This is a genomic window from Diaphorobacter sp. HDW4A (genome assembly GCF_011305995.1).
In the GTDB taxonomy this organism is placed as follows: domain Bacteria; phylum Pseudomonadota; class Gammaproteobacteria; order Burkholderiales; family Burkholderiaceae_C; genus Diaphorobacter_A.
This window is the reverse complement of record NZ_CP049910.1, coordinates 2,952,410-2,978,658: the sequence shown is the minus strand read 5'-3', so window position 1 is coordinate 2,978,658 and position 26,249 is coordinate 2,952,410. Positions and strand designations below refer to the sequence as shown.

The following is a 26,249-nucleotide window of genomic DNA, read 5'->3' as shown; positions in this document are numbered from 1 at the left end:
GGCGGTAATATGCGAACCCATGGACACCTTCATCATCGTCACCATCGCAGTGCTGGCCCTGTTCGCCATCCTTGGCGCCGGGGTGATGTACGCCTACTTTGCGGGCATGGCGGCCAAGCGTGCCGCGCAATGGGTGTTCCAAGAGCCCACGCTGGAACCAGCGATGTCCAAGCGCGAGCTGGACGAAATCGACGATCTGATTCGTTCGTCGCGCAAAACTGCAGGGCTTCCGCCCATCAACTGACACGCCAGGCCGTGGCGCAGGGGGTGCGCCATGGTTGACCGCCTGCGGCTTGAAGTCCTTATGGCGGCCGTGGACCGGGTCACGGCCCCGCTCAAGGGTGTGGCGCGGGCCAGCGCCGAAACATCCTCTGCACTCAAGAAAACACGCGCCGAACTCAAGGCGCTGAATGATCAGCAAGGCGCTATTGCCAATGTGCAAAAGCAGGCTGCGGAGTTTGCGCGCCTCAACAATGAATTGAAGGTCAAGCAGGCGCTGCTCGATTCTGCACGGCGCAGCGGCACGGCGTCCGAGGCGCAGCTCAAGACGCAGACCGAGGGCGTGCGCAAGCTAACGGCGGCGATGGAGAAGCAACGCGCCGTTGCGGCGAGTGCGCGGACTTCATTGAATGCCATGGGCGTCAATGGCAGTCTGAGCGCTGCGCAGGACCGCATCAAAGGAAGCATCGAATCAACCACCAAGGCCATGGAGCGCCAGCGCGCCGAGCTGGACAAGCTGTCCGCCAAGCAGCAAGCACTGTCCAAGCTGAACGCCGTTCACGGCAAAACCATGGGCCGCTTGGCAATGGTTGGCGCGACGGCGGCGGCTGGTGCGCACGTCGGAAAACGGGTCATGCAAACGGGGTTGGCTCCGGTCGATGCCTTCATGAAGCATGAAGACGCCATGATGGGTGTTCAGCGACAAGTGCAGGGCGCGCGCGACGCGCAGGGAAATCTGACGGAGGTCTACCGGACGGCTGAGCGCGAGATTCGCGAACTGTCCACACGCATTCCGCAATCTACTGTGCAGATCGCTGAGATGTACACGGCGGCCGCGCGCATGGAGGTGCCGAAAGACAAGCTCGCCATGTTCGTGGAGATGGCCAGCGAGATTGCGACGGCATTCGACGCGACCCCAGACGAGATCGCGGAGAGCATGGGCAAGATTGCCAACAACTTGAAGATGCCAATCACGGAGATTCGCGGGTTGGCAGATACCATCAACTACCTTGATGACAACGCGATCAGCAAGGGTAGCGACATCATTGGTTTCTTGAACCGTGTTGGCGGTGTTGCGGGCACGGTCGGCATCACGGGCGAGAACATGGCAGCGCTGGGAAGCACGTTGTTGACCTCCGGCGAAACGGAAGAAACGGCGGGTACGGGCGTGAAGGCGATCTTCACAAACTTCGCGGCGGCGACCAAGGGCACCAAGAAGTTTCAAGGGGCAGTCCGTGAAATTGGCATGACACCTGAGCAGATGCAGGAAGGGATGTCCAAGGACGCCGTGGGCACGATGCTGCAAGTGGCGGAGGCGATCAAGAAAATCCCGAAGAAAGAGCAGTTGGGCGTGATGGCCGAGCTGGCGGGAAAGGAGCATGTGGGCCGCCTGGCCAAGCTGGTGACCAACACCGAGGAACTGCGCCGCCAAATCGGTCTTGCCAACAGCGCCGAGGCCAAAGGCAGCATGGCGCGCGAAGCATCTGCACGCAATTCTGCGCTCAGTGCCCAACTGCAGATGCAGAAAAACCGTATGTTCAATGCGCTGGCCATTGCGGGCGAACCGTTGAAGGTGGCGATTCTCGATGTGCTCAAGGCCGTGAATCCGTGGCTCGAAAAGCTCACCCAGTGGATGCAAAAAAATCCCGCTGTGGTCAGTGGCATTCTCAGGGTGGTGATCGGTGCCGGGGCGCTGGCCACGGTGCTGGGCACCGTGGGTGTGGCGGTGGCGACCATGTTCGGCCCCATGTTCATCGCGCGATTCATGCTGTCGCGTTTCCTGCTCAACATGGTGGGCGTGCGCGCTGCTGCGGCAGGTGCCACGCCTGCCATGGGCCTGCTGGGCCGCATGTGGGGATTGCTGGGGCGCGCGGCGGGTGCGGCTGGTCCGTGGTTGCTGCGTGCATCGCAGTGGCTGGGCGCGTGGATTGGCACGCTGGCCACCTATTTGCCGATGGTGGCGCGCATGGGCATGGTGATGCTGCGTTTCTTGGGGCCGGTGGGCCTGCTCATCACGGCGGCCGTCATGCTGTACCAACGTTGGGAAGACGTGAAGGGTGGCTTCAAGCTGCTGATTCAGGATATGGGCGCTGCTGCTGCCTCTGGCCTGCAGTTCGTGGCCGGGCTGGCCATGCGTGCATTTGATGCGGGCGCGTCCATCGTGCAAGGTATTGCCAACGGCATCACAAGCCGCATCCAGTCAGTGCGCGATTCGATCAGCATGGCGGCGGGTGACGCTGTCGATTGGTTCAAGCAAAAGCTAGGCATTCACAGCCCGAGCCGCGTTTTCATGGAGCTGGGCGGCTACGTGAGCGAGGGCGCGGCGCAGGGCATCAGCGGCGGCGCTGGAATGGTGCGCAATGCAGCTGTGGCCATGGCTGCGGGCTCGATGGTGGCCATGTCGCCAGTGATGGCGGGGCAGGGCATGGGTGGGGCCGGAGTCGGCCCTGCAGGGGGTGCTGACGGCGGCGGAACGTCCATCGTCATCACGATCAATGCGGCGCCGGGTATGGACCCGCAAGCGGTGGCCAAGGCGGTGGCCGCCGAGCTGGACAAACGCGAGCGCGACAAACAGGGCCGCCGCATGTCGTCGCTCTCAGACATAGATTGATGGAGGGCTGCACACATGATGGCCGCATTGGGGCAATTCACTTTTGCATTGAACACGCTGGCATATACGGAGATGCGCCGCTCCAGCGCCTTCCGCCACGCCAGCAATAGCCGTGTGGGCGCTCGGCCGGGTCTGCAGTACGTTGGGCCGGGCGACGAAACAATCAGCCTTTCCGGCCTGCTCGCGCCGGAGTTCATGGGCGACCGCCTCGCCATCGATCGATTGCGCGATATGGCCACCAAGGGAAGCGCCTACGCGCTGGTCAACGGGGCGGGCGAGGTCTTCGGCGCGTGGGTGATCGAGGGTATGGAAGAAACCGGGTCCATCTTTGTGCGCGAGGGTGTGGCTCGACGCACCGAATTCACACTCAACCTCAAGCGCGCCGACGACGCGCAGGCCGACCCGGCGGGTGGATCTGATGGTGGCGAGGTTTGGGATGACTGGTGGACGGGTGAAGATCTGGATTGGTGGCTCGAATGATCGATGACGGCGCAGTATCGAACCGCAAACCCGTTTACCACCTGGTGGTCAACGGCAAGGACATTTCGCAGATCGTGCGGCCGCTGCTCATGCGGCTGAGCCTTCGCGAATGCCGGGGCGGTGAGGCCGACCAGCTGGACATCACGCTCGATGACTCGCGCGGAAATCTGGCGCTTCCACCAGAGGGTGCAACCGTGTCGCTGCAGCTTGGGTATGAACATGCTGGGATGGTTGACAAAGGCACTTTCACCGTGGATGAGGTGGAACATTCCGGTGCTCCCGACACGTTGAACATCCGCTGCCGTAGTGCCGATTTGCGTGGCACGCTGCGCCAGCGTGCGAGTGCCAGCTGGCACGGTGTGACGCTCGGGCAGGTGGTGCGCGACATCGCGGCCAAGAACGGTATGGCCGCCAACATTGATGAGGCGCTGGCAGGGATCAAGCTGCAGCACGTAGACCAGACCAATGAAAGCGATGTGCATTTCTTGACCCGTATCGGCCGCCAGTACGACGCTACCGCCACAGTGAAAAAAGGCCGCCTCGTGGTGCTCCCTATCGGTAGCAAAAAAAATGCCAGTGGCAAGGAAATGGCCAGCATCACGCTCGACCGATTGGATGGTGATCAGCATCGATACCACGTCGCTGCGCGCGATTCGTACACTGGCGTCAAAGCCTATTGGCACGATCCACGAAAGGCCAAGCGATCTGGCGCAGTGGCGGGCGCAGAGGGCAACGTGAAGCGGCTACGTGACACCTACGCCACCGAGGCCGATGCACTCGCCGCCGCCCAGGCAGAGCAAGCGCGCCTTGCCCGAGGCGCGGCAACCTTCGAGTTAACGCTGGCTGTGGGCCAGCCCGCGCTCATGGTGCAGACGCCCGTGCGTGTGCGCGGGTTCAAGCCTGAGATTGACGGCACGGGCTGGCTCGTCAAGACCGTGGAGCATTCACTGGATGACAATGGTTTGACCACGCGCCTGGAGATGGAACGCATGGGCGGAGGCGTGGTGGACGCGGGCGGCGGTGAATGGGACTTGGAGCTCGACCAGCCCAGTGATGACGAAGAGGTCGGCGCTGAACTGGGATGGGACGATGGTTCGCAAGAATAAATTAAAGTACATACAAAATACTTTGCGATAAACAATAAAAGTACGTACAATTAATAGCATGGACACGGAATTCAATCCACTCAAAGACGCCGCCAACATGCAAAAGCATGGCGTGTCGCTCACGTTGGCAAATGAAATTGAGTGGTCTGACGTGCTTTGTTTTGTTGATGACCGGGCAGACTATGGCGAGGTGCGTGAAGTGGGCTTCACGGTCATTGAAATGCGTCTGTTTGTGGTGGTGTTTGTTCAGCGCGGGAACACCATGAGAATCATCAGCCTGCGCAAGGCCAACAAGCGGGAGATAAAGCTTTATGACCAAGCCATTGAAAACCAGTAAGACGGGCCTGATTCTTCCCACCGAGGAAGAAGAGCGGGCAATCAATAGCGGCATTGCCGAAGACCCCGACACGGTGGAAATCACCACCGAGTTGATGGCACGCATGCAGCCGATGCGCCGCCGTGGACGGCCCGAGGTGGAGCATCCAAAGGTGTCCACCACTATCCGCGTGGATCAGGATGTGCTCGATGCCATCAAGCACAGCGGCAAGGGCTGGCAAACGCGGGTGAACGATCTGTTGCGCGATGCCGTGCGACGCGGCAAGTTTGAGCCGGTGTGATCTGTGTTCGATTGTGAAAAAGAAAAGGCCACCTGCTCGGGTGGCCTTTTGCATTCACGGGTGTTGCTCAGAAAAAATGCATGATGGCCTGCTTCCACCACGGCACCTTGGGAGTGTGATCGAGATGGCCTTCAACCACGGACTGCTCCCATTCGCACTTGCTGACTAATGTCTTGAGATTGGGTGGCTCTCGCAATTCAATGTCGGTGCATTTGCCGTTCCACCGGCTGACGTGTTTGTCCTTGATTTCTTTGAAGGGTAAGGCCTCGATTTCGCCAATGAGCGCTCGCGCATCTTCAGCCAGTTGCTTGTGGCACTGGGCACGCTCGGCGTATCTCACTACCAAAGAAAAAATGCCAAGAATCGCGATAAATAAGCCAAGCCAAGGCAAATAGTCTTGCAGAGGCTTCCCGAAGATGGCAAGCCCCATTGCGACGGAGGCAACCTGGGTCACCATGTCGCATTTCTCGAAAAACCACTGGCGTTTGCGGTGGTAGCGGTACGTGATGTTTGCCCAGTTGAGCAATTTGTGACGGTCGCCGTCGTGAGGCGATGTCGCGTCCTCGGCGGGGGTCGTATCGGCTACCAGCTCAGCTGCGGCTAAAGAGGGGCTTGGATTGGGCGTGTTCATGCTTCCGATTCTCGGCAATGCGCATGAACGCGGCAAACGTGAATAGCGTGCACACATGCCTCCGACACTACGCGCTTCTATTTCGAAGGTGGCTTTGGCGTCGGTGCAACGTTGCGAGTGACTTCACTGTTTCGAAATCTCTCGACTGATGAGTTTGGTTGAAGTGGTGGCGGCGGTGGCGGTGGCGGTGGCGGTGGCGGTGGCGGTGGCGGTGGTGGCGGCGGTGTATTACGCGTGTCGCTCATGGTTGCTCCTAGTGATGTTCAATCGAAAATCCGGTCTGGCAGAACGCCGGATTCCAGCAGCTCGGGTAGATCGTCGGGGCCGACTATGAATGACCCTTGCACGCGTGCCTTGGCCACTTTTGTCGGGCCAGCGTTAGGGCCAGCGCAAACGAACGCGAGATTCTGTGTCACTGTCTTTACAACCTTGAGCCCGGCGGCCGTGGAATCAGTTTCCAGCTGCGCACGCAATGCCGATGCGAAGCCGGTGAAAAGAATGTTTGGGCGCTGTGCCTCGGGTGCGGCCTTGATGAGCTTGGGAGGCGGACCGCTGTGTGGCTCTTTCAGCGCTGATGCGCTGCCGTTGAGGTATTCGGTGATTCGATCCTTGCGGAAAGTGCGTGGTGCGCCGTTCGACTCCAAGTCGTTGCCAACGATGTAGTGACCTTCCTCTGCCCAATTGATGACTTTGCGCAGTTTGGTTTCGCCATCACTGTTTTTGTACAGAAATTCAAGTGTTTCCATAAGCCCTCTTTTTGTAGTCTGATGAACTGTGGCCGGAGATCATTCGTCAAAACCTTCTGCCGTTGAATCCGTAGACGATCCGGCCGCAGATCCGCACCTGGTGCTCGCCGTTGAGCACGTCCACGGTGCGAACGTTCGGGTTGTCGCTTGTTACCTCGTGACGGCCGTCCATGCGCTGGGTCACGCGCTTGATGAACAGGCGTTCATGGGCTTCCAGCACATAGATGCCATCCACATCGGCTGTGATTTTGTCTGTGTCGCATATCCCGAAATCGCCGCTTGCGAGAGTGCCTTGCATGCTGTCCCCAAGCTGATGAATGATGCGCAAAGCCTCGGGGCGGGAGCTGGGTAGGTAGCGGTCAATCCACTTGAGCGACATGGGGACGTCGCCCATGATGATTTCTTCGGACACCAAGTCATTTCCAGGCCCCATGCTGGCAACTACGTTGAGGCGTGGAATAAGGATCGTGTCTTCGCTGGAGATTGGCGCAGGTGCGGGGCCGGTCAGTGAGCCTTTGGTGCGCGAGCCGGTGACGATGTAATGCACATCAAACCCAAGCGCCTGAGTTGAGGCGAAAAATTCAACCTTTGGCGAGGTCACGCCGTTTTCCCAGCCGTAGATCGTTCGGGAAGGCATATCGCCAAACTTGGCGACATCAGCAACGGTTAGATTCAGTCTCTCCCGTTCTTCTTTGAGTCTCTCGCCAATAACAGCGCGAATTGGTGATGTTTCGCTCATTGAGTGAAAAACTTTTCTCTAAAAGATTGCAAATTGCCAAAATTAGCAATATCATCGGCGCAAGAACATATAGCACCGTCTAACACGATGGTACACACACCGCGACACAGCGGGGAGGCTTGGCACATGACTTTTGATAACCGTGACCTTGTGCGCGATAAGCGCTACACGATCCGCGCTCAATCCGCGACGGACGAGGTGATCCGGATGGCTGCAGAAATGACGGGCGTGCAGCCATCGACGTTCATCCACGATTCGGCGCTGCAGCGTGGGCTGGAGTTGATCCGCCGTGCGCAGGAACAGCAGGGGCAAAAGAGCAATGCCTAAGCCGCTTTTTGCAATTCATTCAGGCGCTGCAGTGGTGCCTGCGGTGCGCGAGCCGCCGCAGACGCCGAAGCGCACACGAAGGCGGCAACGCAAACAGGGTCGGCTCACCATGTGGAGAGCACACCGCAACTTGAGGTCGTACTGGACCACTTTTGTGCGCTGTGGAAAACGAATGACAGGCGGGCCGTGCTTGAACGACTGTTCGAAGAGCAGCTAAAAGCAGGCTTTCATGAAATGGCAGGGCTCCGGCAGGGGCCGCGACTGATCGTAGACAACACACTGCCCAAAGGGCGCAAGGGGTAGAGGATGCAGGCAATCAATCAACCAATTTCGCGCGATGCATTTCGCGGACTGGTGCAGCGCAATAAAACAGCGGGCCGCCTTGCCGGTCGCCCAGCGAAGCCGGAGCGCGACAAGGTGGTTGCATCGGGCATGCATCTGTACCCGGTCGATCTAGAGCGCGCAAAGCGCGTGGCTGAAATCAAGGACCGATCCGTTTCCTATTACATGCGAGTGTCGTTCCTCAAGCAACTGGCCAAAGACGAAGAAGAACTCGGCATTGCAGAGCAGCAAAAAGCTGCTGCCGAGCCGCTTTAAAGCGCAAGCCAACACCGCCAACGAATGACAGATAAGGCCTCCACCATGCTGACCACGAATGCAGAAATGCAGGCGCTGAGCGCCGCACAGCCGCGCCGCGAGCGTGTGAGCCATCAGGGCCGCAAGCTGCGCATGGAGGGCACGCGCATGGCATGCGCGCATTGCAAGGCCTCGGCCGAGATCCGCACATCGGCAATGCTGACGGTGACGATGCGCGAAACCATCTACCAATGCACCAACGTGGAATGCGGTCACACCTTCGTGGTGGCCAGCGAGGTGGTGCGTACGTTGTGCCCGAGCGCTACACCTGACCCCACGGTCAATATCCCCCTGTCCACTCACGTGCGCCGCGACATGCTGCGCGTGGTGCTGGACAACGCAGGCGAGGCCGCCCATGTGGCGCGCTTCACGCTGCCCGTGACTGGCGACCTGTTCGCCGGTGGAGCGGGCACGGCGGGCGAGAGCAGTTAGCCCGAACCGCATAGCCGCTGAATAGCAGCGGCACCAATCAAAACCAGTTGATGAATTTGCAAGGCGCGTTTGCGCCGGGCAGGGACTTTTTTTGTCCGAATTTTGGAGGAAATGCAGATGAATGCCGAAACGAAAACGCGCGAACCGGCGGGCGAGATCGGTTTGTTTGTCACGCTCACGTTGCCAGCGAAGTTCTATCCGAACCAAAGGGTGTGGGTGGAAAGCTGATTGACAACCCGTTTTTTGATGGGTCAAGCCCATTGAGCGGTCATGAATGGCTGCGGGTGTTGTGGGGCAAGGTGCGTGCAGCATTGGCTCGCAATGGTGTGCGCATGCACGGACTCCGTTATGTGGTGCCGAATTTTGACGGTGTTCCGCAATGGAGTTTGATTGCGTGGGTGCGCTCTGATGAGGACGCCAGAGTGCTGGAATCGGTTACGCGCCATTACTGGCTTGCGAGTGCGGGTGCTGATGGTTCGCGGATCGGTGCGAATGTGGAGCGCTTAGAGCCGGGCTGTGCGAGCCGCTACATGAACGCATACGCGGATGATGTGCTCGGCGATCAGGCGGTGATCGCGTGGGCAGCCACATGGGGCGTTCGGTTGACTGGTCGGTTTGGATTTTCACGGACTGGCGAGGTGCTGTCATGAGCGCCGCATTCGTCATGACATGGTGCGACGCCGATGGCGTGCAGTGCTCGCAGCCGTTGGCTGCGCGCACATGGGCGGCGGCGTGGGATGCTGCATTCAGCGTGGCTGAGGGCAAGGGCTGGGGTGCCTGCTGCCGCTTTGCCGTGGGTCGTTCTGGTGCGAAGGGTCGTGCATGAACAAGGCCGAGCGACTGGCGATTGCGGATGACCAGATCGAGCGCATCCGAGCGCGTGAAATCGAGCGCCATAAGCAGCGCATGGAGGGCATTGACCGCATGGCCAAGCGCCTGCGCTCGGGCAGTGCCAAGGGCATCACGGCGCGCGATGAGGCGCTGCTGCGCCTGTGCGAGCTGAGCGACGAATACACGGCGCAGTCCACCGAGGGGCGCTTCAACGATTCGGCCTCGCGCGAGTGGAAGAGCATTCCGCTGAACTGGCGCGCCAACATGCTTTTGCGGGCCGGGTTGGGTGTGGGTCTGGAGAATCTGGACACACTCGCGGCGCGCAACTGGTTCGAGATGCCGCCGCCGGAGCGCAACGCGGTCAGCGGGCAGATTCGTGACGCGAAGCGGTATTTCAGGGGCCTGGTGGCCCTGACGGCGCGGGTGTGAGCATGCGCGCGCCCATCGTCATCCAATCGGCCGGTGATCCTGCATTCGAGGCGTTTTGCCGCGAGAAGGCGGAGATGTACGCGGCGCGTGCGTCGGCCGCTGCTGCGGTGGTGGATACCGCTGCTGATGACGCTGCGCGCGAGGCGATTAAGAAGGCTCTCAAGAGTCTGAAAAGCGAAGAAGCCGAAAAGTCCGGACGGGGCGAAAAGCTCGCCCCCCTGCTGCGCAAATTGCCCAATGGCAGCTTGGCTGAATGGGAGCGCGACAAGCCGCGCCTGTTCGTGGCGCGCGGTCACATGGAGCGCGTGATTGCGTGCGCACCGAAGATGTGGCGGGCTGCAATCCGTGCGCGCCTGGACGGCGGGCCGACGATGTTCGAATCCCAGCAGCCAGAGTGGGCGGACGCGTGGGATTTGATGCAGGCCATTGGGGAGTTCGATGATCGCTTTGGATCGGCAACGCTGTGGAATCTGGCGGACTATGAGATTCGCGACATGGCCAAGGGATTGGCCGCGCAGGCCGATGAGCTGGAGGCGGTCACGCTGGCAGATGGTGGCGATCAGGCGGCGTGCGTGGACAGTATCCGCATGTTGGTGCGTGCCGTGGGTATTGCCGAGGACAAGCCCATCAAGGGCATGCCAGCGGTGCGGCGCGCACAGGATGCGCAGTGGTGGCGCAAGGCGCTACGCGTGCATGTGGCGCGCATGGTGGAGGCGGGTGCTGTGGGTTTGGGTCTGGTGCACAAGGGGCGCGGCGGTTATGTGAGCGCAGAGGGCTTGCAGCGGCGCCAAGAGCAGATCAAGCGCAACGCCGAAACGCTGAGCCGCACGCTGTTCCGCAATGAGGCGGGGCAGGCCTACAGCCTTGCGGAGCTGGCCGCGCTGGGCACGTCTAACCCGATGGTGCGCGGCGGCGAGCTGATGACGCGCATTCGTGGCGCGGAGGAATATGCGGATTCGCACGGGCATGTGGGCCTTTTCCTCACGCTGACGCTTCCGAGTCGCTTCCACCCGGTGAAATTGGGCAACGGCGGGCGGCCCATTCCGAACAAGAAGTTTGTACCGGGCACTACGCCGCGCGATGGTCAACTGTGGCTGCGCGGCATGTGGCAAAAGCTGCGCTCTGATGCGGCGCGCAAGGGCATCAAGATGTACGGCCTTCGCGTGGCCGAGCCGCACCACGACGCTACGCCGCACTGGCACGCGCTGGTGTGGGTGGAGACGGAAGCGCAGGCGCTGAAGCTGGAAGAACGCATTCGGCACTACTGGCTGAGCGACGACGGCGACGAACGCGGCGCGGCTGAAAACCGTGTGAACATCAAACGAATGATCAAGGGCGGTGCCGCTGGCTACGTGGCCAAGTACATCGCCAAGAGCGTGGGCCATATCGCGCTGGCCGAGCACCAGGACGTGGTCAACGGTGACCAGATCGCGATGGATTTCGGTGACCGTGATGAGGCAGATGTGCAGGAATCCGGCCAAGGTTTCCGGCGCGTGGATGCGTGGGCGGCGACGTGGGGCATTCGCCAGTTTCAGACCATCGGCATGCCGAGCGTCACCGTGTGGCGCGAGCTGCGCCGCGTGTCGAGCGATCAGCTGGAGCTGTTCGCGCGCGAGGGCGACAAGGCCACGGTGCGTGCGCACAGCGTGTGCCATCGGCATGGCGCATTGCGGGCCGACTGGCGCGTGTTCATGGAGGCGATGGGCGGGCACGCGTGCAAGCGCCATCAATGGCATCTGCGCATCGCGAACCGCACGCCCGAGGTGGGGCAGGCGAACAAATACGGCGAAGAGGTGCGCGTGGGCCGCATCGTGGGCCTCAAGGCCCAGCGTGGCCGCATGCGTGGCCACATGCTGGTGAGCCGCCGCATTGCGTGGTCACCCGTGGTGCAAGAGCACACACATGCTGCGGATGTCTCGGCATCCACGGAAGTGCAAATCACCAATGCAGCAGGACAGGCGCAGGGCACGGGCGAGCCCGCGTCCCGCGAGGCTTTGCCTCGCGCTTGGACTGGTTTCAATAACTGTACGGCCCGCCTGACCGGCGAGCTGCGCGATCAGCTTTTGGGCCGTGAAGGCCCCGATGCAAGCGAGTGGGTGACCCCTGAAGCGGTCAATTTCTTCGCCGCCATGCATCGAAAGAGGAAATGGGACTGATGAAAAACCCCGTAAACCAACCCAAGGCGGGCGCCAGCGTGGGCGCTCGCGAGCCGATCAACCACCAGAGCAAAGGAGTGATGACCATGAACGCCAAACGAACCGAGCCGCGCGTGCATTGCTTTCGCCGTGCCATCGCTGGCGACTACGTGCCCGCCGCGGGCACCACGGCGAACCATCTGGCCAGCGTGTTCGCCGCCGAGCGCGCACGCCTGGCGGCCGAGGCCAAACCCAAGCGCGGACGCAAACCGCGCGCGGTGGAGGTGCCGCCCGAACAAGGCGAGCTGCGCCTGGTGCATGCGGCCTGATCCATTCATCAACAAACCAACCGATTCAACCGAGGACCTGCGAAATGAACCCATCCATTCACACCATCACCGAAACGCACAGCTACCGCGCGGTGCTGCTGCCCGACCACGTGCCCGCGCAAGACGTGGAGGCGCTGGCCGACGCCCAGCAACTGCCCACCATCCGAGTGCGCGCGGCCAACGCAACGCACGCCACCACCAGCGCCGCGCGCGTGACGGGCAGGAACGTGCTGCGCGTTGAGCGCGTGGAGTGCTGAGCGATGCGGATCTACGTTGCTGGCCCCATGACGGGCCACCCCGAGTTCAACTACCCGGCGTTCCACGCGGCGGCCGCCGAGCTGCGCGCGGCCGGCCACCATGTGGAGAACCCCGCCGAGAACCCGGATCCGGCGTGCAAGAGCTGGGCGGGCTACATGCGCATGGCGATTGCGCAACTGGTGACGTGCGATGCCATCTACCTGCTGCACGGCTGGCGCGCGAGCCGCGGAGCGCGCATCGAGCACGATCTGGCCTGCGCGCTGGGCATCGATCGGCAATTCGAAACCCCGAAACAGTGAGAGCAGGTTATGGAACAGATCATCTTTACCAAAGAGCAATTGCTGGAAGAGCTGGGCATCGTGGAAAACACCCTGCGCGCCATGATCGAACACAACGGCTTCCCCCACCCGCGCAAGATGCGCGCGAAGCTGTTCTGGCTGGTGTCGGAGGTGATGGAGTGGCTGAGCGCGTGCCCCAAGGCGTGGGGCGGGGCGCAGGACGCTCATGAATGATCGAAACATGGAACCAAATGGGGGCGAGGTACACAAAACTATCCCCATTTGATACACTGGTCTGGCCTCGAAAGAGGTGGAGCGTAAGAACTCCTTGGATAAGCGGAAAACCGCGCCCGATAGATCAGCGGTTTTTTTGCGCCCGGACATTGCACGCCTGTACTTTTGCAGGCGATTGATTTATGGCCGGGAGGGCGACGGATAAAAGACCCGCAAGGGGAAGAAGTCCGCCTGGCTTATCCCAGGTTCTTAACCTCCCGGCCACCTCGTGGGCGGTGCGTAAGAACGCTGCTCACGAGACTTCACAGTCTCGATAAGGAGCGTTCCATGTCGCATTCCGCCTTGGCATTTGTGCCCTCTCTCGCCGTTGTCGACGGCAAACCCACTACCACAAGCATTGATGTTGTGCGTCACTTCGGCAAGCAACATCGCAACGTGCTGCAAGCCATCCAGAACTTGATTCCTCAGCTCGATGCAGAGCATGCGCTGAATTTTCAGCAGATGGTCGTTGATGTTCAGATCGGCAGTGGTGCGACGCGCAAGGATGTGGCATATCGCCTAGCGCGCGATGGCTTCACGCTGCTGGCGATGGGGTTCACCGGAAAGAAGGCGCTCCAGTTCAAGCTTGGCTACATCGACGCCTTCAACCGCATGGAGGCAAAGTTGCATGGCGGTGACATCGATCTCGAGCAGATCAATCGCGCGTATGCCTTCGCTTCGGAAGTTGCTGCGAACACTGCACGTGCAGCGTTTGAGTGCATGCTGACGGGCAATGTTGATGACTGGCGCAACATGCGATTGCTGGTCAGTCCGGTGCCGGACGGTGATCGGTCGTCAGTGCGCGTGACTCGAGTTACTAACGACGCACTAGTGCTCAGCTTGGCGCAGTTGCCGGGTTATTTGATGGATGAGGCGTCGATGGTAAGCAATGCGCAGTTGGCAGGGTGGCTGCCGCGTGCAATAACCAGCTCATGAGAAGAATTTTAGATGTGGGCGAATGTCAATCTTAATTACAAAGGAATTTGATATTTTTTTGGGGTTAAACAGTTGGCGGGCATTCCTTTTTGCTGGTTGTAATTTTAGTGACTAAATCCTGGATGGATATTCTTGGGTGGTTCTCGAGTATGAAGTATGGGTAGCCGTACTTGGAATGCTTTGGGGTGGGCAATTCTGCGCAACGGCGACTAGTACCTTTAGCGGGTGATTTTCGAGGTGTCAGGCTGATAATCCCTATGAATTTGCACTGCCCTGATTTCCAATGGCCGTGAAGAGTTAATAGCTCTCTAATCCATCTCAGTAATAGTCTGGCACTCTCTATTTGCTTTAAAGCATCCCCCGCAGACCCTTCTGATGATTTCATTTCAATCGCGACGAGGTAGTGATCTTCGCCTATTGTTGTGGCAATGATTCCATCATTAACGCTTTTCATTCCTTTTTTTGCATCGGAGAAATGAGGGAATGCGGGCGTGCCAACAATATCAAGTGTAAAAGCGAAGGATGACCCTGCTGACACTTCGAAGTGGTTATTCTTTGCTCTCGGTTCTTCTATTACCCATAGACCTCCATTGTTATTTAGTTTATATTCTTCTGGTATTATGTCTTTAAATATCGAAGAAAGAGCACTCATTCATCTGCTCCATTGTCTCCTGACTCCTGATAGGCATAATAAATACGATCACTCGTGTCGTTAAGTGCGTGAATTTCCTCGTCAAAGGTTTCTGCGTCGATTCCTTCGGTGTCGTTTATAGGCATGGAACTGATTGTTTGATCGTGAAATAGCCATGCGGATATAACTGACGGATTAAGAATTTCCTCTTGACTATATTCGAACTGCTTGATTAGTTTCTCTTGAATAGGGGACTTGCGATGCAGCATAACGAGTGAATTTATTTCTCGTACAAGGTAATCGCTGTGTGTGCTTGCCACCACACGCAGACCTGAATTCACAAGTCTTGCTATTACGCGCGCCATCATTCGCTGATTTGCGGGATGCAAATTTAACTCTGGTTCGTCAATCATTAGAACATCGCCAGGTTGAGCGTCAAATTCTAAATATGCCCAAAGTCCAAATAAGCTTTTGACGGTGGATGAGGTGAGGTGTAAATCAAGTTTTGGCGGTGCCTCAGAACTTTTTCTGGATTTTCTGGGTAAGAAGGTAATGGAGCCTTCAGAGTCAACGTCATATCGACCGCCGATTATTTTTTTTATGCCCTCTGCGTGATCGTGAAAAGGGCCTTTTTTCTTTTTTCTTGTTTCTGGTAAATCATTGAGCCAGTCGATGTAGTCGGCTATTGGGCGTGCGTAACGAGAAGATACGAAGTCGTTTATTAATTCAGATAAATTAATCTCTTTGTCTTTTTTAGATGCATGATGCAAGAGTGCGGTGCGACGGCTTGCTAAATCTTTGTAGAAGAGGTGTAATCCATTCCGCTCCGCTGGAATGAGAAATACGTTTTGCCGGGCAGGAATTCCGATTAGGTGACGTACAATAATTTCGCTCACGAAAAATTCTGAGCCGGAAAGTGCGGTATTTTGGATGATTTCAACTTTGCTTGAATCAGCCTTTTTGGTGACGCGAATAAATTGATTTTTATCTCGGCCTAACTCTATTGACGAATTTAATGGACGCGCGATTGCTTGCTCCAATAAGTTATAGAAGTCTATATCCCAATCAAAGCCGCTGCCTTTGAAAATGTCTGGTGAGCTATTAAACGCTGAGGGAAGGTTGTCCGCTACTTCTTTGTTGAACAGTTTGACAAATGATCCGCCGTGCTCGAGTGCCCAAAGCTGGAGGTCCCACGTTACGTGTCCCTCCTTTGCAAGGTCTTTGACGGTCTGATCCATTCCTGGGAGCCGCGGCGTGTGCGTGCGTGACAGAAAGGCGTATAGGGCGTACATCACCCAAGTTTTGCCGGTGTTGTTTTGACCACAGACGAGCGTAAGAGGTTTGAATTCAATCGCACCGGCGTCTTGAGACAGGCAGCCCAGCTTCTTGGGCCGAAAGCGCCAGCTAACTAGGTCGAGCCGTTGAGGTGTTTGGTCTTGCATTTCTTGAGGCCGATGTTCTGACAGTAAAAATTAGTTCCGCAATCTTAACTATGTCTCGGTTGCAGCAGCTTTCGTTGTTTGGTTGGCGAGTGCGCTCAGCGCATAGTCAGCCCACTCCTGCATGATCACAGCGCGCTTTTCCAACATATCGGCGCGCCGGTAAGCGGCCTCTGTCTTGGTGTCGATGCTGTGCGCAAGGCACAGCTCCACCGCATCGCGCGGGTGGTGCGTGGTTTCTCCGGCCCAATCTCTGAACGTCGAGCGGAAGCCGTGTGGCACGGCGGCAAGATGGTGCTTGCGCATCAGCACCGTGAGGGCCATATCTGAGAGCGGCCCATTCCTGACAGATGGAAAGACGAATTCTCGATCTCTGAATGCGGATTGACCTTCGATGATGGCCAGCGCTTGGGTGGAAAGTGGCACGCGGTGCGCGCGTCCTGCTTTCATGCGTTCGGCGGGGATGGTCCACACGCCTGCATCAAGGTCGAGTTCTTCCCAGCGCATATAGCGCGCCTCGCTCGAGCGTGCGGCGGTGAGGATGAGGAGGCGAAGGGCTCGGGCGCTTTGGCCGCCGAACGTGGAAATCTCGCTGTAGACCTTGGGTAAATCATCGAACGGTATCGCTGCCAGGTGTTTGACGGGTGCCACCTTCTTGGGGTTGGGTAGGACGTGCTGTAGTTGTCCGCGCCAGCGGGCAGGGTTAGGGCCGGATCTGTGGCCATGAGCTGCTGCCCAGTCGAGCACCTGCTCGATGCGACCACGAACGCGCGAGGCTGTCTCGGTTTTCGTTTTCCAGATGGGGGTGATGCACCGCAGAACGTGCGCAGCATCGATCTCGGAAACGAACACGTCGCCAATCTTGGGGTAGGCGTACATCTTGAGGGTGTTACGCCACTGCTGTGGATGCTTGGCGTTGCGCCACGTCGATTCGTGCTCTGTGATGTATGCCTCTGCCGCGTCTTGAAACGGGAGCTGCTTCGCGGCCGCGCGACGTGCGGCCTCGCGCTCGTCGCTGCGTGCTTTGAGTGGGTCTGTGCCGCTGTCTCGCAAGCCCATTGCCGCGCGCGCTGCTTCTCGGGCGGAGGCGAGAGTCACGGCCGGATAACTGCCGAGGCCCATGCGTCGCCGGTGGTGCATGAACACATAGCGGTAGACCCAGACGCGGGACCCGCCGATGATCTGTAGATACAAGCCAGTCACGCCGCCGACCGCGTGCGCGCCGTCTTCGCGCAGACGCGACACCTCCAGAGCCGTCATTTCAAGAATTCGCTTGGGCATCTCATTTATGGGCCATCACATAGGCCATAAAACATTGATTTGGGGATGAAAGTCGATTGAATGGTGGATGAAGAAATACTGTATATAACACCATATATCGCAGCGTAACACATTGATTTTCAACGGTCAATCTGGCGCGTTTGGACATGAAAAAGCGCCATCGTGTGGCGCTATTTTTGGCGGGGGCGGAGGAGGGGGAGTCGTGCTTGGCTTGATCATCTTTCTGCCCATCCTGGTGTGGGGCTTCATCAGGCTCTGGAAGTTCTGGTTCCAGATGATCTTTGGAGGCCTGGGTCGAGCGCAGTCGCAGCAAGGCGGCTCACACCCTATCGTCCAGCCCATGGCGCAAGTCACCAAGGACTGTCCTTGTTGCACTGAACCCATCTTGGTCAAGGCCAGAAAGTGTAAAGCACTGCGGGTCTGAATTAGGCGGGTAGTGCATTGGGCTGATGGCCTGAATGGGCTGCATTTGCATATCTTCCAGATCCCAACGGTATCACCGGTTTTTTGCCGCTGACGTGCGTCAACAGAATCGCCACAGACAGATATGGGTTTGCCTGCCACATCACACCTGAACCGGTAATCCGGTCTCAGCCGGAGCCCCTGTGTCCTTCCGCAGTGCATGGGAGCGGGGCTAATTCTCCAAGGGGGTAGACCGGTTTGGATAAAAGAATCAATCAACTGAAAAGGAATGGCTTGTTATGAAAACTAAAACGCAATTTGCGGCATGCGCGGCAGCGCTATTGCTCTTGCAGGGGTGCTCCGCTCAATCAAATGTGGAGGTCTCCGTGAAATCCGGTCCACTCAGCCATATGATGACATTCGAGGTTCGTGCCATAGCGGATGAAGCTATTGTCAAGAGCGTGACGATCAATCGCGGAAACTGTGCGCTTGGCCCAATTACGGAGAATGGATTGAAGAAAACGATTAAGCTGAAATTTGGGGAAAGTTTCAGCGGCTTTGGCATATGTACTCTGCCCAGCTTGAAAGAGATGAAGGTGGGTACAGATTCGGGGGCTTTTGTGTTTTCTTTCAATTGAATTGGCCCACCCGTCGTTGATGTTTTAGGTTTTATCTCCGTTAAGTGTTGAAATCTTCAGAATTACTCTGGGCCAGCGATTCAGTACTGTCCAGAGACTTCAACGGACTTACGCACGAACCACTTTCTGTGCCTGAGAACGCGCTGCACCGGTAGTGCAGCCCTGAGCATTCAGTAGATCATCCAGATCCGGCTGGATGATGCCGCCCATCATTGCCAGTACTGTGCAGTCACTCGATGTTACCGCTATGGACAAGCGCACGACTTGCAGCGCTGGCGACGTGTGGAAGACTTTCAACACTTTGACTGGTATGCCACTGGCACGTCTGCTACTCAAATCCGGGTGGTCGTATTCTCTACGATGCAAGCTTGAATTGTAGAGAATACGTCAAGCCATTCCATCGGAGTAACGATGTCGTTCGCGTCCAAATTGGGAACGGATGCATGGCCCGTTATTGAAGAGTAAGCGGCTGGTTTGACCAATGTGCTCAAGCGGACCGTAACCACGTGGCCTGCCCAGCTGTGGCAGCGTTGGGGGATGTGGATTGGAACAACCAGACGATCCGCGTTGAACGGGTCCGGACGGCCGGAAAATTAAAGCCGCTCAAGACCTACAACTTTCGAGACGTGGATCTGGTTAGCCGTGCACTCACCGCACTGCAGTCCATGAAGTCATGGACAACCCTCACAGTCTTTCTCATTTTCACTGATGGATTTGCTCTGCAGCATTTAGTCAGAAGTTGTCTGTCCACGCGACTGTCAATCTATCCAGGTGGACCGATATGAATTATCTATAGATAATATTTCTCTTGTTTTTGCCGAGCTGTATCAGTATGCTTTAGATCGAGAGGGAGATAAAAGATGAGAAAGACTGCTGCAGCTCTTTTGAGTGGATTGGTATGCGTATGCGCTCACGCTCAGATTCAGTGGGAGGTCGAAAACCGATTTCCACTTTTCACCAAAGAGGCTTTTAAATCTCTTGGAGAATCAGTAGGCGATAACCCTATTGATCTAGAAACTCGAATAACCCGACTCAAGCTACGCGACCAAGTCAAACATCTTGACGGGTCTGCTTGGAACTCTAACGCCGGAAAGCACGATGCCAGTCGGATCCTCTCCCCCTCCGTCACGATTCGAGGCAGAACTACGTGGTCTGATCCTTCGTGCGAGTGGACTTTAACCAAAGACACCGACCGATCTACTCAGAAGATCACCGGACCATGTCAGATCGGGCCTGCGCTCAATGCGACCATCGGCGAGCGAGCAACATTGACAGTGCGTAAAACCACAGGCGAACAGTTTGAACAGGCCATTCTAGTAAAAAGTCGCCTAGTCGTAGCGATAGGCGACTCCTTCGCATCCGGAGAAGGAAACCCCGACTATCCCGCGGATTTTAAATGGTCACCAGATACTAGCTCTTTGAGACGACCTGCCCACGACTGGATGCTGAATCCCGACGAAATTAAGGCGCTAAAAATTGTGAATGCCCAGTGGCTGGACACTGACTGTCATCGGTCCATCATGGCTTGGCCTTCGCTTTATTCATTACAACAAGCACTCACCAAAAAAGATACCGTCGTCCAATTCGCATCGTTTGCCTGCTCAGGGGCCGAGATTATGGACGGCTTCTTTCTGCCACAAAAGAACACGACGGGAACGGCCGGAACGGAAATTAGCACAAACCGCGAAGACAAATTCCTGAATTTTTCTCAACAAGAAGCGCTAGCGCGCTTTCTTTGTCCAACGGATCCCATACCGAAAAAAATACAAATATCAAGCGATATCGCGAAAGCCTACCTCCACCCCTATTACGGATATGCTGCCAAGGAGGTAACAAAGTGGCACTGCGCAGCACCTTTGAAGCCTGATGAGATTCTAGTTCTATTCGGCGGCAATGACACCAAATTCAGCGGTATTGTGAAATACGTTTTCCACCCCGCCAAACTGTCGTACAAGTTGCCTTCACTTGGTTCGATGGTAGATAAGGGAGTCGACTGGGCGCTTGCGCCCGTGGCCCCAAAGGATGCGAAAAAATACCTTCAACTTTTGCCAACAAACTACAGGTATCTGCGCGCAGGTTTTGAAGAATTCGTAGAACCAGGAAAGACAAAGGTGCGGATGTTGCAGTATCCAGACCCAGCGTCGAACAGCTTACCCCCAACGGAAGCGACCAAGGAGTTGCAGGCCTGCCAGCGGCGGACTGGCGACGCAAACCGCCCAGTCCAACAAATGATCGCAGCGAAGCTACCCGGCCCTCTACGCAATGAATCCGCTTGGTACGGAATCAGCCCAACCAAGCTCAACCAAATTCGAGACCTTTATGTAGCCCCGCTTCGGAAGCTTCAGGTAAGTAGTTCCAAGGAATTCGGTTGGGAGCTCATCGACTCGCTGCCCGCGTTCCATAACCGTGGGATTTGCGCCGGCACGCTTAAATGCGAAGCATTAGGAGAAAATTGCAGGAACTCAGACCGTGTTCGCTGGGTATATTTCAAGAACATCGAGTATGTGCGCGCACCCAAAAGCTGCCCCATGAAGAATCTTCTGGCGTTCGACCCATATGACGATGAGCAAGGGCGCGGGTTGCGCCTAGCAAACGATGCCGCTCTGGTCGGTTCCCGTGTGGCCCCAAATGGAAGCCTATACCTGGACTGGTTAACCAACATCTCTCACCCAACTGCTGTTGCCCATGCGCGTGTTGCAACCCTTGTGGCTGGCAAGTCCCTAGTTCACACAGCGCACGAGCAAGCACAGCAATGGCTGGCGTGCGCAAATTAGCGGTTAACAACTACTTATACATTGGACACGCCGTCGCGAGGCAGGGAGCGAGCATAAGCGGAGTTGCTCGGCTCCCGCCCGGTCGACTGCGTTTATCTAGGGTTTTGCGACACCTGCCCGCAGGCCATTTCCAGCATGTTCCCGGTAGCGTCCCCCGCTTCCTCGAGGCTCCATACATGAATCCCCGCTCACAAGCAGCAAGGGCTATTCGAGCAGGGATTCATGAAGTCTTGATTGAACTGGTACGCAGGCCCGCTACCGCAGCGGGCCTTGGTCGCCATCACTCCACCGTGGCGCGCAGGCGATGAACGACTTGGTTGTCCTTGCCAGAGACGAGCGGTGTCAACGTAAGGTCGAACTGAATGTCCTTGTAGCTGTCCGCCTTCAAGCCGAGTGCCGCGCCGCCAGACTTTTCGGTGACAGGAGGAATCAGTTCTTCGCGTGTGGCGTAAGCGAAGTCGTCCCAGATCAATGGATCGCCTTCGATATTGAACTGCGTCGTCAGCTTACGCTTGCCCTCGGCAGAAGCGAAGACGTGCACATGTGCGGGGCGATTGCCGTGGCGCTTCAACTTTGTCAGCAGTGTTTGCGTTGCGCCGTGCGGCGGGCAACCGTAGCCAACTGGCATCAGGGTGTGGAACTCGTAAGTGCCATCGGCACCGGTCTTGACCGCTCCGCGCAGGTTGAAGTTGCTTTGAGCTCCGGTGGGGTCGAAGTGCGAGTAGAAACCGTTGGAATTGGCATGCCAGCATTCCACGATCGCCCCTGCGAGCGGACTGCCATTTAGGTCCTTCACGATGCCGTGAATCCGCAACGGCCTGGCGGCGTCATCCTCGTCAAGGTCAATCTTCGAGGTGTGATCGCGTACCTCAGCTCCCGCCACGTACAGCGGGCCTTCGATGGTACGTGGCGTACCACCGTCGTTGCCGACCTGCTTGTCTTCCGCGTCCATGCGCATGTCGAGAAACTTCTCGAGACCTAGGCCGGCGGCAAGCAACGCGGCTTCGCCATCCTTGCCGAGTTGGTTGACATAATTCACACCAGCCCACACTTCGTCAGGTGTCATGTCCAGATCGTCGATGGCCAGGAACAGGTCACCGAGCAGGCGATGCACGATGGTCTTCAGACGCTCGTTGCTGCCGTTGGCTTTGAGATTGGCAGCCGCCTTTAGCAGATCCTGTACTTCGGCAGTGTTGAAAATTTTGACGCTCATGGTTTCTTGTCTCCTTCGTGGATTCGTAAGAATAAAAAAATCCTCCGACCTCACCGCGAATGCCTCTGTCTCACCAGCAGTGCGATCTTCAGATAAAACGTGGTTCACGTATCTGCGACTACGGCCGCAATGGCCGACAACCCTTGCTCTGGCCCCAGCGCCGAGTACCCACCATCAACAGCCAGATTCGCTCCCGTCACGAATGACGCGTTGTCGGAGAGCAGGAACACAACCGCATTGGCGACCTCCTCTGGTTCGCAGACACGACCCAGCATGTGAAAGTCCTTGGCAACCGAATTGACCTTGGCCTTGTCACCTCCGGACACGGCGTCGAGCACACCCGACCAGGTCCATCCCGGAGATACGGCATTCACGCGGATCTTGTCTTTGGCCAGATCCAGCGCCTGGCTGCGTGTCAACTGCACGATGGCAGCCTTGCTCGCCGGGTAAAGCCAGCGTCCGGCCTGAGCAGCTGAGGCGCTGGTCGACCCGAAGTTGACGACGGCACCGCCACCTACCGCGACCATGTGCGGATGCGCGGCTTGCAGCAAAACGCAGGAACCTACGACGTTGACGTCAAAGGTCTTGCGCCACTGTTCACGCGTGGAGGCAAAGCCGTCGTCGATGTATGCGCAGGCCACGTTCACGAGAAAGTCGATGCGCTGATATCGCTCCTTCGCCAACTGCACGCAATGCTGCACCGCGCTGTCATCGGCCAGGTCGGTTTCAACAAACACCGCTTGCGAACCCAGAGATTCGGCAATCGCACGGCCTTTGGTCACGTCGATGTCGGCCAGAACCACGTTGGCTCCGGCGTCACATAGCGCACGGGCCACGGCAGCGCCGATAAGTGTGGAAGCACCGGTCACGATGGCGGTCTTTCCGGCGATGCCGGCCGCAGCATTCTTGGTGGTTAGTGAGTTGCTCATTTGTCTTGACTCAGTTCCAGTTCATGCAGCGCGCCCATGCAGAACACCAGTGGTGTTCTTTCATGCCAGCGGAAGCGGCTCACACGGCCGACGAAGATGATGTGATCTCCGCCCGAATGCACGGCCTCTTTCTCACACTCAAAATGCGCAACGGCACCCGCGATCATCGGCACGCCGCCCGCACCTTCGATGGCTTCGACACCTGCAAAGCGGTCCTCCACAGGGCGAGAAAACTGCGTGCAGATATGGCGCTGCGTATTTGCCAGCACGTTGATGGCGAAGTGATCGCAGGTTTCGAATGCCGAAAGATTGGGCGAGCGCCGTGACAGGCTCCAGAGCACAAGCGGTGGGTTCATGGACACCGACGTGAAGGAGTTGGCGGTGAGGCCAACGCGGTTTCCTTCGCTATCCACGGTCGTCACCACGGTCACGCCAGTGGCAAAGCAACCCAGTGCCTTGCGGAAATCCGCTGGAGCCTCTGCGATCTCATGACGATGCCGCCAGGCGCGATTTTTGATTTCCTGTTCATGCAGCATGGCTCAGGCTCCTGTCGGCGACGAATCGCTTGGCCTCTTCCAGATCGGTGATCCACGGCCAGTATTCGCTGGGGCGCTCGAAGCAGCGCATGAAGTGATCGCCGATATGCGGCTGGACAGACGCTGCCTGCAACACATGCATCACTGCATCGCCCGGTGGGTTCAGTAGCGCGTTGGTGAAGGCCGATGTGTAGCTTGCCGAACTATTCCAGAAGGCGTCGAATGCGTTCTGCATCCAGTCCGCATCGAATGCTGCGTTGCCATGGGCAACGATGGCCTGGATCAGATGCTCCGCCATGCGCGATGCATTGTTGGCGCCTTGTCCCGAGATTGGGTCATTGAGGCACACAGTATCGCCCACACCCATGACGACACGGCCCGATGCGAGTTTACCGACTGGGTGGCGAATCGTCGGTGTGAACGCGCCTTTGAGCCAAGCATTCTCGTCGGTGAGCTGTGCACCTTCGAAGAAGGGTAGATCGTCGGGCGCGTAGTCACGCATTACTCCACGTGCGATCTCTAACATTTCTGCACCGTCTGCTGCAGATTGGAAGCGGTCCATCGGACCACCTGGACGTGCCTCGAACAGTATGCTGCGGCATTCGCCCACTGTGTGGGTATAGAACGGCAGCGAAAAGAACTCACCCACGCCGAACACGAAATTGAAGCGCAGAGGCCGAAAGGGAGCTTTTGGCCAAGGCTGATCGCCGATCAGCTTGGGGCCTTTGAGCAGCATAGCCGCCAGATTGCGGGGCGGAGTTGCATGCACGCTGCGCTCTGCATCGCGAGCGAACAGTGCGTTGATTGGCCCTTTGCCGGAAGCGACCAACGTGAGATCGCTGTCGCCAGCAATGCTTTCCAACTCGTTCATGTCTATGGCGCGATACACCAGTGTGCCGCCGCGGCGCTCGAACTCCTGCGTCCAGCGCGCGAACTTGGAGCGCTGGTCGATGGCCTGACCAGAGCGATCGCCCAATTGGCCTTTCACCGTCATCAGAACCTTGCCGCCGGGATCGCGAAAGTCCACCAGCATGCCCTCGCCAATGGGCGCGCAGTCTTCCCAGAAGTTCAGTCCCAGGCGGCGCTCCCATTCCAGCGTCTGGTTGAATAGAAAGGCGGTGCTGGGTATCTTTCCGCCCAGAAGCTGGTCTGGGGTGCGGTCTGTGTAGAGCGTGATGTCAAAGCCTCGATCGAGCAATCCGAATGCCAGATGAAAGCCACACTGCCCGCCGCCGATGATTGCTACTTTCGTCACGACGTCTGTCTCCTGCTTGTTGGGATAGGGTATAGCGTAAAAGCGCAGGGCTTCGCGGTAAATGCGCTCGGCTACCTAAACGCATAGATGGAAGCACTTAGTCGGATCCAGCAGATACGCAGTTCAGTCACGTGCTGTCCCAACGCCTCTAGATGCCAACCCGGAAAGCCAAGAAATGTTGCGGAAATTCCCGATTGCAGATTTGCGCTTTTGATGGCTAAAATTTTGCGCAAAGCTGAACCCATCAGCCTCCCACGACGGACGCACGATGAATGCGAAGGCACCACTAAGTACCAGCACCGCTGCAACTCGCACGGGCACGCTACTTGCATTCACGCGGCTCATCCAATAACACAGAAGCAAGCTGATAGCTCCATGCCCACAACTCGCTCAACAGCCCGGGAATACGAACCCAAGGTTTATGTCGTCGATGACGATGAGTCAGTGCGTGAATCGCTGCGCTGGTTGCTTGAATCCGTCTGCCACAAAGTAGAAGTTTTCGCCAACGGCCGCGAGTTTCTCGCCGGCGCTGACCCGGGTATGCCTGGCTGTGTGTTGCTGGACCTGCGTATGCCCTACATGGGCGGCTTCGAGCTGCAGCAGACAATGCGCACCTCGGGCTTCAATCTGCCCATCATCTTCCTGACAGCGCATGGCGACATCCCCATGACCGTGCGTGCCATGAAGGACGGCGCATACGACTTCATCGAGAAACCGTTCAACGATCAAGACCTGCTGGACAAGGTCACCGGAGCCATCAAGGTCGGCCTGAACGAATATCACAAGGCCAGGGCCAATGATGAGACGACGGACCTGCTCAACCAGCTGTCGACACGCGAGCGCGAAGTTTTCGACCTGCTGGTGGAAGGCCTTGCGTCCAAAGTCATAGCCATCCGACTGAATATCAGCTACAAGACAGTGGAAGTGCACCGGGCTCACATTCGAGAGAAACTGGGAGCTACTTCGCTGGCAGAGTTAATTCGACTGGGTATGCGCGGATCGACGCAGTATTGAAGCGAAAAGAACTTGATCATCCACCAAACCTCCGGTTTCCAACGAGGAACACTGTAGCAAGCACAGCGCTGCAACATCCAAAACCAATGCTGATATAGCCCATCAGACGTGACACTGGCAGTAC

The 26,249-nt window shown here is 57.6% G+C and carries 31 protein-coding genes; 21 read left to right on the top strand and 10 right to left on the bottom strand.

The features are described from left to right. Positions 1-19: 19 nt before the first annotated feature. The 6 genes from G7047_RS13500 to G7047_RS13475 are packed head-to-tail and all read left to right on the top strand — an operon-like array spanning position 20 to position 5,033. Complete coding sequence (locus tag G7047_RS13500; RefSeq protein ID WP_166306188.1) at positions 20-244, top strand: hypothetical protein; 225 nt, start codon at positions 20-22, stop codon at positions 242-244. A 30-nt stretch (positions 245-274) separates the two neighbouring features. After that, the gene (locus G7047_RS13495; protein ID WP_166306183.1) at positions 275-2,830 is read left to right on the top strand and encodes a phage tail tape measure protein; all 2,556 of its coding nucleotides are present in this window, start codon (positions 275-277) and stop codon (positions 2,828-2,830) included. Between the two features lie 15 nt (positions 2,831-2,845). Then, positions 2,846-3,310: a phage tail protein gene (locus tag G7047_RS13490; RefSeq protein WP_166306180.1), complete on the top strand. Its 465-nt coding sequence runs from the start codon at positions 2,846-2,848 to the stop codon at positions 3,308-3,310. Next, entirely contained in the window at positions 3,307-4,416 is a 1,110-nt protein-coding gene (locus tag G7047_RS13485; protein ID WP_166306177.1) for a contractile injection system protein, VgrG/Pvc8 family, read from the top strand. The genes G7047_RS13490 and G7047_RS13485 overlap by 4 nt, the downstream gene beginning before the upstream one ends. Positions 4,417-4,474: 58 nt before the next feature. Beyond that, positions 4,475-4,753 (top strand): BrnT family toxin, encoded by a 279-nt coding sequence (locus G7047_RS13480; RefSeq protein ID WP_166306174.1) that lies wholly within the window; start codon positions 4,475-4,477, stop codon positions 4,751-4,753. Next, positions 4,728-5,033 carry a BrnA antitoxin family protein gene (locus G7047_RS13475; RefSeq protein ID WP_166306171.1) on the top strand — a complete coding sequence of 102 codons (306 nt, stop codon included), beginning with the start codon at positions 4,728-4,730 and terminating at the stop codon, positions 5,031-5,033. Before G7047_RS13480 ends, G7047_RS13475 begins: the two co-directional genes overlap by 26 nt. Before the next feature lie 67 nt (positions 5,034-5,100). Here G7047_RS13475 and G7047_RS13470 read toward each other — a convergent pair whose 3' ends face one another. The 3 genes from G7047_RS13470 to G7047_RS13460 all read right to left on the bottom strand — a co-directional run bounded on the left by G7047_RS13470 (position 5,101) and on the right by G7047_RS13460 (position 7,149). Next, the gene (locus G7047_RS13470) at positions 5,101-5,664 is read right to left on the bottom strand and encodes a hypothetical protein (protein WP_166306168.1); all 564 of its coding nucleotides are present in this window, start codon (positions 5,662-5,664) and stop codon (positions 5,101-5,103) included. 263 nt (positions 5,665-5,927) lie between these two features. Beyond that, positions 5,928-6,410, bottom strand: a complete 483-nt coding sequence (locus G7047_RS13465) for a BRCT domain-containing protein (protein WP_166299512.1) — start codon at positions 6,408-6,410, stop codon at positions 5,928-5,930. 46 nt (positions 6,411-6,456) lie between these two features. After that, on the bottom strand, positions 6,457-7,149 hold the full coding sequence (locus tag G7047_RS13460; RefSeq protein WP_166299514.1) for an XRE family transcriptional regulator: 693 nt from the start codon (positions 7,147-7,149) through the stop codon (positions 6,457-6,459). A gap of 126 nt (positions 7,150-7,275) precedes the next feature. Here G7047_RS13460 and G7047_RS13455 point away from each other — a divergent pair, with 126 nt between their 5' ends. From G7047_RS13455 to G7047_RS13400, 12 genes are all read left to right on the top strand, one after another. Next, the gene (locus G7047_RS13455) at positions 7,276-7,476 is read left to right on the top strand and encodes a hypothetical protein (RefSeq protein WP_166299516.1); all 201 of its coding nucleotides are present in this window, start codon (positions 7,276-7,278) and stop codon (positions 7,474-7,476) included. Positions 7,477-7,782: 306 nt separating this feature from the next. Further along, the gene (locus G7047_RS13450) at positions 7,783-8,073 is read left to right on the top strand and encodes a hypothetical protein (protein WP_166299518.1); all 291 of its coding nucleotides are present in this window, start codon (positions 7,783-7,785) and stop codon (positions 8,071-8,073) included. Between the two features lie 24 nt (positions 8,074-8,097). Then, positions 8,098-8,544 carry an ogr/Delta-like zinc finger family protein gene (locus G7047_RS13445; RefSeq protein ID WP_240939320.1) on the top strand — a complete coding sequence of 149 codons (447 nt, stop codon included), beginning with the start codon at positions 8,098-8,100 and terminating at the stop codon, positions 8,542-8,544. A gap of 50 nt (positions 8,545-8,594) precedes the next feature. Then, positions 8,595-9,194 (top strand): replication endonuclease, encoded by a 600-nt coding sequence (locus G7047_RS13440; protein ID WP_166306165.1) that lies wholly within the window; start codon positions 8,595-8,597, stop codon positions 9,192-9,194. Further along, on the top strand, positions 9,191-9,370 hold the full coding sequence (locus tag G7047_RS13435) for a hypothetical protein (protein ID WP_166299522.1): 180 nt from the start codon (positions 9,191-9,193) through the stop codon (positions 9,368-9,370). The genes G7047_RS13440 and G7047_RS13435 overlap by 4 nt, the downstream gene beginning before the upstream one ends. Continuing rightward, on the top strand, positions 9,367-9,804 hold the full coding sequence (locus tag G7047_RS13430; protein ID WP_166299524.1) for a hypothetical protein: 438 nt from the start codon (positions 9,367-9,369) through the stop codon (positions 9,802-9,804). The genes G7047_RS13435 and G7047_RS13430 overlap by 4 nt, the downstream gene beginning before the upstream one ends. A 2-nt stretch (positions 9,805-9,806) precedes the next feature. Continuing rightward, on the top strand, positions 9,807-11,960 hold the full coding sequence (locus G7047_RS13425; protein ID WP_240939321.1) for a replication endonuclease: 2,154 nt from the start codon (positions 9,807-9,809) through the stop codon (positions 11,958-11,960). Beyond that, positions 11,960-12,268 carry a hypothetical protein gene (locus G7047_RS13420; protein ID WP_240939322.1) on the top strand — a complete coding sequence of 103 codons (309 nt, stop codon included), beginning with the start codon at positions 11,960-11,962 and terminating at the stop codon, positions 12,266-12,268. The genes G7047_RS13425 and G7047_RS13420 overlap by 1 nt, the downstream gene beginning before the upstream one ends. 44 nt (positions 12,269-12,312) lie before the next feature. Next, positions 12,313-12,525, top strand: a complete 213-nt coding sequence (locus tag G7047_RS13415) for a hypothetical protein (RefSeq protein ID WP_166299526.1) — start codon at positions 12,313-12,315, stop codon at positions 12,523-12,525. Positions 12,526-12,528: 3 nt separating this feature from the next. Further along, a complete protein-coding gene (locus tag G7047_RS13410) occupies positions 12,529-12,825 on the top strand; it encodes a DUF4406 domain-containing protein (protein ID WP_166299528.1) in 297 nt (98 codons plus the stop codon). A gap of 9 nt (positions 12,826-12,834) precedes the next feature. Beyond that, positions 12,835-13,038 (top strand): AlpA family transcriptional regulator, encoded by a 204-nt coding sequence (locus tag G7047_RS13405; RefSeq protein WP_166306162.1) that lies wholly within the window; start codon positions 12,835-12,837, stop codon positions 13,036-13,038. 327 nt (positions 13,039-13,365) lie between these two features. Beyond that, positions 13,366-14,013 carry a Rha family transcriptional regulator gene (locus G7047_RS13400; RefSeq protein ID WP_166306159.1) on the top strand — a complete coding sequence of 216 codons (648 nt, stop codon included), beginning with the start codon at positions 13,366-13,368 and terminating at the stop codon, positions 14,011-14,013. Between the two features lie 64 nt (positions 14,014-14,077). On the opposite strand, the gene G7047_RS13395 is transcribed toward G7047_RS13400, so the two are convergent. Genes G7047_RS13395 through G7047_RS13385 form a run of 3 tightly spaced genes read right to left on the bottom strand, consistent with a single transcriptional unit; the run spans position 14,078 to position 17,343 of the window. Continuing rightward, positions 14,078-14,665 (bottom strand): hypothetical protein, encoded by a 588-nt coding sequence (locus G7047_RS13395; RefSeq protein ID WP_166299534.1) that lies wholly within the window; start codon positions 14,663-14,665, stop codon positions 14,078-14,080. Continuing rightward, a complete protein-coding gene (locus tag G7047_RS13390; protein ID WP_166299536.1) occupies positions 14,662-16,086 on the bottom strand; it encodes an AAA family ATPase in 1,425 nt (474 codons plus the stop codon). The genes G7047_RS13395 and G7047_RS13390 overlap by 4 nt, the downstream gene beginning before the upstream one ends. A gap of 48 nt (positions 16,087-16,134) precedes the next feature. Then, entirely contained in the window at positions 16,135-17,343 is a 1,209-nt protein-coding gene (locus G7047_RS13385) for a site-specific integrase (RefSeq protein ID WP_240939323.1), read from the bottom strand. A gap of 722 nt (positions 17,344-18,065) precedes the next feature. Here G7047_RS13385 and G7047_RS13380 point away from each other — a divergent pair. Together G7047_RS13380 and G7047_RS13375 are read left to right on the top strand one after the other, a co-directional pair. Beyond that, positions 18,066-18,404, top strand: coding sequence for a hypothetical protein (locus G7047_RS13380; protein WP_166306156.1), 339 nt, complete (start codon positions 18,066-18,068; stop codon positions 18,402-18,404). An 860-nt stretch (positions 18,405-19,264) separates the two neighbouring features. Beyond that, positions 19,265-21,178, top strand: coding sequence for a hypothetical protein (locus G7047_RS13375; RefSeq protein WP_166306153.1), 1,914 nt, complete (start codon positions 19,265-19,267; stop codon positions 21,176-21,178). A 280-nt stretch (positions 21,179-21,458) separates the two neighbouring features. On the opposite strand, the gene catA is transcribed toward G7047_RS13375, so the two are convergent. From catA to G7047_RS13355, 4 genes are all read right to left on the bottom strand, one after another. Continuing rightward, complete coding sequence (gene catA / locus G7047_RS13370) at positions 21,459-22,391, bottom strand: catechol 1,2-dioxygenase (RefSeq protein WP_166306150.1); 933 nt, start codon at positions 22,389-22,391, stop codon at positions 21,459-21,461. Positions 22,392-22,495: 104 nt separating this feature from the next. Beyond that, the gene (locus G7047_RS13365; RefSeq protein ID WP_166306147.1) at positions 22,496-23,320 is read right to left on the bottom strand and encodes an SDR family oxidoreductase; all 825 of its coding nucleotides are present in this window, start codon (positions 23,318-23,320) and stop codon (positions 22,496-22,498) included. After that, a complete protein-coding gene (locus G7047_RS13360) occupies positions 23,317-23,856 on the bottom strand; it encodes a flavin reductase family protein (protein ID WP_166306144.1) in 540 nt (179 codons plus the stop codon). The genes G7047_RS13365 and G7047_RS13360 overlap by 4 nt, the downstream gene beginning before the upstream one ends. Then, the gene (locus G7047_RS13355; protein ID WP_166306141.1) at positions 23,846-25,111 is read right to left on the bottom strand and encodes a styrene monooxygenase/indole monooxygenase family protein; all 1,266 of its coding nucleotides are present in this window, start codon (positions 25,109-25,111) and stop codon (positions 23,846-23,848) included. Before G7047_RS13355 ends, G7047_RS13360 begins: the two co-directional genes overlap by 11 nt. 375 nt (positions 25,112-25,486) lie before the next feature. Between G7047_RS13355 and G7047_RS13350 the strand changes: the two genes are divergently transcribed. Then, on the top strand, positions 25,487-26,125 hold the full coding sequence (locus G7047_RS13350; RefSeq protein ID WP_166306138.1) for a response regulator transcription factor: 639 nt from the start codon (positions 25,487-25,489) through the stop codon (positions 26,123-26,125). Positions 26,126-26,249 lie beyond the last annotated feature (124 nt).

Bases quoted from the DNA above. Each gene is read 5' to 3' on its own strand.
- G7047_RS13375 (WP_166306153.1), top strand. From the start codon at position 19,265: ATGAGAAAGACTGCTGCAGCTCTTTTGAGTGGATTGGTATGCGTATGC.
- G7047_RS13475 (WP_166306171.1), top strand. From the start codon at position 4,728: ATGACCAAGCCATTGAAAACCAGTAAGACGGGCCTGATTCTTCCCACC.
- G7047_RS13395 (WP_166299534.1), bottom strand. From the start codon at position 14,665: ATGAGTGCTCTTTCTTCGATATTTAAAGACATAATACCAGAAGAATAT.
- G7047_RS13495 (WP_166306183.1), top strand. From the start codon at position 275: ATGGTTGACCGCCTGCGGCTTGAAGTCCTTATGGCGGCCGTGGACCGG.
- G7047_RS13460 (WP_166299514.1), bottom strand. From the start codon at position 7,149: ATGAGCGAAACATCACCAATTCGCGCTGTTATTGGCGAGAGACTCAAA.
- G7047_RS13350 (WP_166306138.1), top strand. From the start codon at position 25,487: ATGCCCACAACTCGCTCAACAGCCCGGGAATACGAACCCAAGGTTTAT.
- G7047_RS13480 (WP_166306174.1), top strand. From the start codon at position 4,475: ATGGACACGGAATTCAATCCACTCAAAGACGCCGCCAACATGCAAAAG.
- G7047_RS13445 (WP_240939320.1), top strand. From the start codon at position 8,098: ATGACAGATAAGGCCTCCACCATGCTGACCACGAATGCAGAAATGCAG.
- G7047_RS13425 (WP_240939321.1), top strand. From the start codon at position 9,807: ATGCGCGCGCCCATCGTCATCCAATCGGCCGGTGATCCTGCATTCGAG.
- G7047_RS13415 (WP_166299526.1), top strand. From the start codon at position 12,313: ATGAACCCATCCATTCACACCATCACCGAAACGCACAGCTACCGCGCG.
- G7047_RS13455 (WP_166299516.1), top strand. From the start codon at position 7,276: ATGACTTTTGATAACCGTGACCTTGTGCGCGATAAGCGCTACACGATC.
- G7047_RS13485 (WP_166306177.1), top strand. From the start codon at position 3,307: ATGATCGATGACGGCGCAGTATCGAACCGCAAACCCGTTTACCACCTG.
- G7047_RS13410 (WP_166299528.1), top strand. From the start codon at position 12,529: ATGCGGATCTACGTTGCTGGCCCCATGACGGGCCACCCCGAGTTCAAC.
- G7047_RS13430 (WP_166299524.1), top strand. From the start codon at position 9,367: ATGAACAAGGCCGAGCGACTGGCGATTGCGGATGACCAGATCGAGCGC.
- G7047_RS13365 (WP_166306147.1), bottom strand. From the start codon at position 23,320: ATGAGCAACTCACTAACCACCAAGAATGCTGCGGCCGGCATCGCCGGA.
- G7047_RS13420 (WP_240939322.1), top strand. From the start codon at position 11,960: ATGAAAAACCCCGTAAACCAACCCAAGGCGGGCGCCAGCGTGGGCGCT.
- G7047_RS13470 (WP_166306168.1), bottom strand. From the start codon at position 5,664: ATGAACACGCCCAATCCAAGCCCCTCTTTAGCCGCAGCTGAGCTGGTA.
- catA (WP_166306150.1), bottom strand. From the start codon at position 22,391: ATGAGCGTCAAAATTTTCAACACTGCCGAAGTACAGGATCTGCTAAAG.
- G7047_RS13450 (WP_166299518.1), top strand. From the start codon at position 7,783: ATGCAGGCAATCAATCAACCAATTTCGCGCGATGCATTTCGCGGACTG.
- G7047_RS13440 (WP_166306165.1), top strand. From the start codon at position 8,595: ATGAATTTGCAAGGCGCGTTTGCGCCGGGCAGGGACTTTTTTTGTCCG.
- G7047_RS13360 (WP_166306144.1), bottom strand. From the start codon at position 23,856: ATGCTGCATGAACAGGAAATCAAAAATCGCGCCTGGCGGCATCGTCAT.
- G7047_RS13380 (WP_166306156.1), top strand. From the start codon at position 18,066: ATGAAAACTAAAACGCAATTTGCGGCATGCGCGGCAGCGCTATTGCTC.
- G7047_RS13465 (WP_166299512.1), bottom strand. From the start codon at position 6,410: ATGGAAACACTTGAATTTCTGTACAAAAACAGTGATGGCGAAACCAAA.
- G7047_RS13400 (WP_166306159.1), top strand. From the start codon at position 13,366: ATGTCGCATTCCGCCTTGGCATTTGTGCCCTCTCTCGCCGTTGTCGAC.
- G7047_RS13405 (WP_166306162.1), top strand. From the start codon at position 12,835: ATGGAACAGATCATCTTTACCAAAGAGCAATTGCTGGAAGAGCTGGGC.
- G7047_RS13385 (WP_240939323.1), bottom strand. From the start codon at position 17,343: ATGACGGCTCTGGAGGTGTCGCGTCTGCGCGAAGACGGCGCGCACGCG.
- G7047_RS13435 (WP_166299522.1), top strand. From the start codon at position 9,191: ATGAGCGCCGCATTCGTCATGACATGGTGCGACGCCGATGGCGTGCAG.
- G7047_RS13390 (WP_166299536.1), bottom strand. From the start codon at position 16,086: ATGCAAGACCAAACACCTCAACGGCTCGACCTAGTTAGCTGGCGCTTT.
- G7047_RS13500 (WP_166306188.1), top strand. From the start codon at position 20: ATGGACACCTTCATCATCGTCACCATCGCAGTGCTGGCCCTGTTCGCC.
- G7047_RS13490 (WP_166306180.1), top strand. From the start codon at position 2,846: ATGATGGCCGCATTGGGGCAATTCACTTTTGCATTGAACACGCTGGCA.